This window comes from Escherichia sp. 93.0816 (assembly GCF_013368855.2).
Lineage (GTDB): Bacteria > Pseudomonadota > Gammaproteobacteria > Enterobacterales > Enterobacteriaceae > Escherichia > Escherichia ruysiae.
In genome coordinates this window covers 1-5,926 of record NZ_JABWNC020000045.1, presented here as the reverse complement: position 1 = coordinate 5,926, position 5,926 = coordinate 1, and the positions used below count along the sequence as shown (strand labels likewise).

Genomic DNA, 5,926 nt, shown 5'->3' with positions numbered 1-5,926 from the left:
TTCGAGTGAGGAAGGCATTCTGCCCCCCTATACTGTCCAGTAAATCAAACAGGAAACTTGCCTTACGCGTGAGACAAGCCTCTCCCATCAGTGAGTTGTATTGATCTCGACTCTTCAAAGAATTCATTACTGGGAAGATGAAAATAGTTTCACGATGAATGGAGGAGGCTATGTTGGTGGCTTCTTCATTGGAGTACATATGCCCCCACGAACCCCAAAAACCTGCCGTGTTCGCGGCTACCGCAATACCACCACAGATCCGTCAGGCTATTGCAAAAGCCACAAAAGCGAAGGCTGGAAGCAATACAAGCCGGGCCAGTCCTGTCATCAGCGCGGTTATGGTTCGCGGGGTTGTCCCTCATGCTCGCCAGTCCTGTGCGGGGGTGGAAGAAACAGGACACTCACACAGATTCTTGTGGGTCGATGCTATTCCTTTCTGGATTATCCCGATGCCATTCATGCAAGGGCTGTATAAGACGTTCGTCATGGCTGTCAGGCTGACGGGTCCTCCCGGTGGGGTGGCCTGCCACGGGGCGGGAGCGTCGCGGAAAAAGGCTAGTTTTTGAAATTTTATCCGTCATCACCACTACTGTAATGGATTGATATTACAGTGGTTTTATTTTTATGGTGTCGATTTTGATTGTTTTTTGTTCATCACTAACACCGTTTGCCTAAAGTTGTTCGCAAGATGCATGTTTAAAACATTCTGGAGCGGGTATGGATCGAGAGTTAAAAAATCTGACGCTGAATATCAGTCAACTGGCGGCACTGTCAGGTGTACATCGCCAGACTGCTGCGGCAAGGCTGCAAAATCTACCCGTTGCAGGGGGGCATGAAAGCAACCTCAAGCTTTATCGGGTGGTTGATATTGTGTCGGCATTTCTGGCATTACCACCGCCGGTTGCAGAAGGCGAAATGGACGCGCATGAGCGCAAAGCCTGGTATCAGTCTGAACGTGAGCGTCTTAAGTTCGAACAGGAAACGGCACAACTCATTCCGGCCAGTGATGTCAGACGGGAGTTTGCCATCTGGGCAAAAGCGGTCGTGCAGGTGCTGGAGACATTACCGGATATTCTTGAACGTGACTGCGGTCTGCAGCCTGCCGCTGTGAGCCGTGTTCAGTCCATTATTGATGATCTGCGCGATCAGATAGCCCTGCGGGTGACTGAAGCAGGTGCGGATGATGAGGAGGAATTACAGCAGGAGGAGTAATGCTGAATCAGGAAACCGCAAAGGCAGCACGAACCGATTCAGGTTATATCCTTCGCGCACCGAGACGAATGCGGGTTGCTGATGCCGTTGCTCAGTATATGCGGGTGCCCATGGGGGCAGGGAACTCAGTCCCGTGGGATCCGCTGGTGGCACCGTATGTTATTGAGCCGATGAACTGCCTGGCCTCGCGTGAATACGACGCAGTGATATTTGTTGGCCCGGCACGAACCGGCAAGACTATCGGCCTGATTGACGGCTGGGTGATTTACAACGTGATTTGCGATCCTGCTGATATGCTGATTATTCAGATGACGGAGGAAAAAGCCCGCGAACACTCCAAAAAACGACTCGCCAGAACGTTTCGCGTCAGCCCGGAAGTGGTCAGTCGCCTGAGTCCGAACAAAAATGACAACAACGTTTATGACAGAACATTCCTTGCTGGTAACTACCTGAAAATCGGCTGGCCGTCAGTCAATATCATGTCCTCATCAGATTATAAATGCGTCGCGCTGACGGATTATGACCGTTTTCCGGAAGATATTGATGGCGAGGGGGATGCTTTCTCTCTTGCCTCAAAACGTACCACAACATTTATGTCCAGTGGTATGACGCTGGTGGAGAGTTCCCCCGGCAGGGATGTGAAGGATGTGAAATGGCGACGGACTTCACCGCATGAGGCTCCACCAACCACGGGGATACTATCGCTCTATAACCGTGGCGATCGCCGTCGCTGGTACTGGCCCTGTCCACACTGTGGTGAGTATTTTCAGCCCTGCGGCGATGTGGTTGCTGGTTTCCGTGATATTGCCGATCCCGTGCTGGCAAGTGAGGCGGCTTATATTCAGTGTCCTTCCTGTTCAGGACGGATTATGCCTGAACAAAAACGTGAGCTGAACGGACGTGGGGTCTGGTTGCGGGATGGTGAATCCATCAATGCGGATGGCAGTCGTTATGGTGATCCCCGACGCTCACGTATTGCGTCATTCTGGATGTAGGGTACATTTCTTACCTGTTTTTATGTTCTGGTGTCGTTTTGTAGTCTTTTCAATGAGTTGTGATTTTTTGAGTTTCCTCTCTTTACTTGATAATGAGTTAGTTTATCGCTTGTTATCGACTTGAATGGACTACATGACGGACTAAAAAATGAGGGCGATAGATGCCGGTAAAGCCATTAACCGTGACTGAAGTTAAGGGAATGAAACCACGTGAAAAGGACTATGCCGTTTATGATGGGTTCGGTTTATTGCTGAATGTGAGTAAAGCTGGTGGAAAAGTGTGGCGTTTCCGTTATAGCCATCCGATAACGAAGAAACGGCAGACATACACGATAGGGCGTTTTCCTGAATTCTCACTCGCGGAAGCACGGGAAGTACGTGATGAACTTCGGCGAATGATTGCACGTGGAGTTGATCCAGTGACAGAGAAGAAAAATCGTAAAATTGAGATGTCACTAAAAAATCTACAAACATTTGAAGCTGTTGCTAATGCATGGATCGCTTTTAAAAAGGGATCGGAATTGCGGAAACCTACGCTGTATAATATCGAATATGAAGTATACAAATATCTTGTTCCTTTCTTTGGTAAGTACAGCATAGAGAAAATTACAGCGCCAGTAGCTATTAATGCTCTGGATGCCGTATCCGATAAGAATGCGTTGCAAAAAAAATTAATATCAAGATTAAATGAAATTATGAATTACGCTGTAAATTGTGGAGCATTGAAAATAAATCCATTACTTAAGATAAAAACTGCATTCACAGGAAAGAAAAATAAATCATTAGCTGCACTACCTGTTGAAAGATTGCCTGAATTTCTGAGTTGGTGGGATAGTGTGCCTCATAAGTATCAAATAGCTCACAATGCACTTTTATTCCAGATATTGACAATGGTCAGGCCAGGGGAGGCGATTAAAGCAGAGTGGTCCGAGATTGATTTTGATTCTGGCTTGTGGATTATCCCCGCGCATAAAATGAAATGCCATCGTGAACATGTTGTGCCTCTCTCATCACAGGCTATTAGAATCCTAAGAACAATGCAGGAAATAAAAAGAGGGCGTTATATATTTTTTTCCTCCAGAACAAAAGATGCTCCTATGGGAAAGAATACTATCAATACCCCAATTGCTGCCAGCAAGTTCAAAGGGATTGTAACGTTACACGGTTTTCGTTCGATGTGGAGTACGCTTTTAAATGAGGAGGGTTTTAACCCTGATGTTATTGAGGCTGCATTAGCACATAAAAGTGGTGATAAAATAAGAGATATTTATAATAGAACTACTTATTTAGAACAACGCAAAATTATGATGCAATGGGTAGGAGATTTTTTTGATGAGGCGAGAAAAGGGGTAATTAATAGATCCGGTGGTAAGAAAGGTTTGAGAATAGTAAATGGTTGAGGAGTTCAGCAAATGAATACCAATGAAGATATTTTATTTACTAAAGACGTAATGAAAATTTTGCGCTATGGGGCAATGAGCGCATTCATCAATTTCTGGAAAGATGAAAATAATGGTTTTCCTCAACCGTTCAGAATTGGGCGGCGGCATACCTGGCACCGTAGAGATGTAGAGGCATGGTTAGATAAACAACGAGAACAGGCCAATCCCCATTAATAATATCTTTCATACCCCGCACGCAATGCGGGGTTTTTTGTATGTGAGGTAAAAAAACGATGAATAAAAATATTGCCGTGACGGGCAAGGGGTACGCTCGTTCAGTAAAAAAATTCTGCGATATTCGTGATCTTGTCGTTCTGCGCTTTGATGGCGTGGATGTTCGTGTGGTGTATCTGAACGGCGATCCGTGGTTTGTTGCAAAGGATGTTTGTGAAGCTCTGGAAATAAGCAACTCACGCGATGCTCTAAAAGCTCTGGATGTGGATGAGAAGAATACCGTCGCTTTAAGCTACGGTATTCGCGGAAATCCAAATCATAGCGTCGTTTCTGAATCTGGTTTTTACAAGCTGATCGCCAGAAGTCGCAAAGCTGTTACTCCTGGCACGTTCGCCCATCGTTTCAGTAACTGGGTATTCAGGAATGTGATACCAGGTATCAGAAAAACGGGGGCTTATGGTATCCCGTGGGGCGCATTACAGGATTTTTCCCGCCGTAAAGAGCAATATCAAATAAGTGCCAGCGAGAAGGGGAGGGAGCTACAGGCATGTAAGCGCAAAAAGCGTGAGCTGGAGGAAGAAGAAAAAAGGCTGATACGTGAATATCAGCCTGAGTTTTACTTTGGCAACCGCATTCAGTGACAAAACAAAGGCGACCGGGGGCGGTCGCCAATGGATACACACTAAACTTGAACGCATCACCAACAATGCCACATTTGCGGCTGGTGGGCAATGTGATCAGTCAGATTTGGTTCGTTCCAAGGTTTGCAACGAGAGCTTTTTCCTGTGCTCTTTAAGGAATTTCTCAAGAGCAAACGAACAAGGTGCGAATCTTTCTGATTCATGTTCATGCGCTATATTTTTGCGTCGTCTCTTACGAGTTGGTGATGGTGTTTTGGTTGATTCTGTGTCGCTCATGGTGCTGTCCTGTAAAGCAATGCGCCTGCGTTCCTCAAACTATGGCGCTGATAGTGGCTATTCCTGCTCTTTGACCTTGCGTCGCTGGAGTTCTTCACGCGCGACGGTGACGAGTTGCCCGATCTCCTCGGCGGCTTTGACTCCGATTTTTTCCACCTGCGCTAGGGCATCGAGCGAAGAAACCAGGAGGTTTTCTCCGCTTCCTTCTGCCTGGCGGCGGGCGATTTCACCGCGCATGGCGGTTACTATGAATCCGGCGTTGCTTTCACCGTCCAGTTTTACGGATTCCATGCCTTCAATAACATCATGCGGGATCCGAGCTGTCAGTGATTGTGATTTTGCGTTTTTTGAACCTGTAGCCATCTGTAATCCTCTCAATGAAAGTGTAAGACAATATACACATAAAAAGTCTTACATAAAAGCATTGACATGTAAGCCACCTATAAATAAAGTTACTTACACCTTGTTAATGCAAGGTGCAGAAACGACGAAACCCCGCACTGTAGGAGCAGTAACGGGGCTTCTAACCACCAACGATAGCAAGATTATCGAGGCAGCTATGAGAAATTATACCATACACCCGCAAGGGCGGGACTCGTACAACCTGAATAAATACATCTGGCGTTTTATCGCCCTGAGCACCGCACAACCGCGCGTGATTCACATCGTGGCCACCAGCGAACAGGAAGCACGCCAGCAATCCCCGGCTGGCTGCGTGATGGTATTCGCCGCCCGTATTCGTCAGGGGGTGTGCCATGCCTGATATGTCAAATTACCAGTACCTGATTAATCCGCATTTTAACTGTGAGCATGATATTGCTAAAAAGGTTTATTCCGCTGCGGATGGGGCTACTGACAATATATCAATGGCTGTTGCGTCAATTGGTAGCCTGATGTGGCATGCGTCAGAAAATGAGGAATATGACGAAAAGGCCATGCGCATTGATATGGGTAATATCGGTTTGTTACTGGCAATGCTTGGACATTTTGATATTTCGTTACGGTGCACCATTGAAAATGCCACAGATGCATTAAATGCTATAAAGAAAGCGAATACTGATTCAAATCGGGGATAAATAATCATGAGAACGTATTTATCTGGCTTGACTGCCAGCGGTTATGCACACCCCCAAATTATCCCCGGCGCTATTTATCTGGATAAGAACGGTAACAGAGTAACGGTAAA

General features: G+C 46.5%; 7 protein-coding genes and 4 pseudogenes. 9 read left to right on the top strand and 2 right to left on the bottom strand.

Annotation, left to right across the window (positions count from 1 at the left end):
• A pseudogene (locus HEM79_RS22520) lies at nucleotides 1-199 on the bottom strand (hypothetical protein); the annotation flags it as partial.
• Here HEM79_RS22520 and HEM79_RS21940 point away from each other — a divergent pair.
• The 6 genes and pseudogenes from HEM79_RS21940 to HEM79_RS21915 all read left to right on the top strand — a co-directional run.
• A pseudogene (locus tag HEM79_RS21940) lies at nucleotides 200-349 on the top strand (HNH endonuclease); the annotation flags it as partial.
• Nucleotides 350-717: 368 nt separating this feature from the next.
• Nucleotides 718-1,212 carry a DUF1441 family protein gene (locus HEM79_RS21935; RefSeq protein ID WP_000373425.1) on the top strand — a complete coding sequence of 165 codons (495 nt, stop codon included), beginning with the start codon at nucleotides 718-720 and terminating at the stop codon, nucleotides 1,210-1,212.
• Nucleotides 1,212-2,204 (top strand): annotated as a pseudogene (locus tag HEM79_RS21930) (phage terminase large subunit family protein); the annotation flags it as partial. The gene HEM79_RS21935 and the pseudogene HEM79_RS21930, both read left to right, overlap by 1 nt.
• Nucleotides 2,205-2,368: 164 nt before the next feature.
• Entirely contained in the window at nucleotides 2,369-3,607 is a 1,239-nt protein-coding gene (locus HEM79_RS21925; RefSeq protein WP_042017551.1) for a tyrosine-type recombinase/integrase, read from the top strand.
• A gap of 12 nt (nucleotides 3,608-3,619) precedes the next feature.
• On the top strand, nucleotides 3,620-3,823 hold the full coding sequence (locus HEM79_RS21920; RefSeq protein WP_001095275.1) for a helix-turn-helix transcriptional regulator: 204 nt from the start codon (nucleotides 3,620-3,622) through the stop codon (nucleotides 3,821-3,823).
• Nucleotides 3,824-3,882: 59 nt separating this feature from the next.
• A complete protein-coding gene (locus HEM79_RS21915) occupies nucleotides 3,883-4,464 on the top strand; it encodes a BRO-N domain-containing protein (RefSeq protein ID WP_042017548.1) in 582 nt (193 codons plus the stop codon).
• A 333-nt stretch (nucleotides 4,465-4,797) separates the two neighbouring features.
• On the opposite strand, the gene HEM79_RS22800 is transcribed toward HEM79_RS21915, so the two are convergent.
• Entirely contained in the window at nucleotides 4,798-5,103 is a 306-nt protein-coding gene (locus HEM79_RS22800) for a YlcI/YnfO family protein (protein WP_000190561.1), read from the bottom strand.
• A 196-nt stretch (nucleotides 5,104-5,299) separates the two neighbouring features.
• On the opposite strand from HEM79_RS22800, the gene HEM79_RS22795 reads away from it, so the two are divergent.
• From HEM79_RS22795 to HEM79_RS21900, 3 genes and pseudogenes are all read left to right on the top strand, one after another.
• Entirely contained in the window at nucleotides 5,300-5,503 is a 204-nt protein-coding gene (locus HEM79_RS22795) for a host cell division inhibitor Icd-like protein (RefSeq protein ID WP_001247057.1), read from the top strand.
• The gene (locus HEM79_RS21905) at nucleotides 5,496-5,816 is read left to right on the top strand and encodes a hypothetical protein (RefSeq protein ID WP_001113144.1); all 321 of its coding nucleotides are present in this window, start codon (nucleotides 5,496-5,498) and stop codon (nucleotides 5,814-5,816) included. Before HEM79_RS22795 ends, HEM79_RS21905 begins: the two co-directional genes overlap by 8 nt.
• A 6-nt stretch (nucleotides 5,817-5,822) precedes the next feature.
• Nucleotides 5,823-5,926 (top strand): annotated as a pseudogene (locus tag HEM79_RS21900) (DUF4222 domain-containing protein); the annotation flags it as partial.

What these genes read in the sequence shown, in the direction of transcription:
- HEM79_RS21905 (WP_001113144.1), top strand. Translation starts at nt 5,496, where the DNA reads ATGCCTGATATGTCAAATTACCAGTACCTGATTAATCCGCATTTTAAC.
- HEM79_RS21915 (WP_042017548.1), top strand. Translation starts at nt 3,883, where the DNA reads ATGAATAAAAATATTGCCGTGACGGGCAAGGGGTACGCTCGTTCAGTA.
- HEM79_RS21935 (WP_000373425.1), top strand. Translation starts at nt 718, where the DNA reads ATGGATCGAGAGTTAAAAAATCTGACGCTGAATATCAGTCAACTGGCG.
- HEM79_RS22800 (WP_000190561.1), bottom strand. Translation starts at nt 5,103, where the DNA reads ATGGCTACAGGTTCAAAAAACGCAAAATCACAATCACTGACAGCTCGG.
- HEM79_RS22795 (WP_001247057.1), top strand. Translation starts at nt 5,300, where the DNA reads ATGAGAAATTATACCATACACCCGCAAGGGCGGGACTCGTACAACCTG.
- HEM79_RS21920 (WP_001095275.1), top strand. Translation starts at nt 3,620, where the DNA reads ATGAATACCAATGAAGATATTTTATTTACTAAAGACGTAATGAAAATT.
- HEM79_RS21925 (WP_042017551.1), top strand. Translation starts at nt 2,369, where the DNA reads ATGCCGGTAAAGCCATTAACCGTGACTGAAGTTAAGGGAATGAAACCA.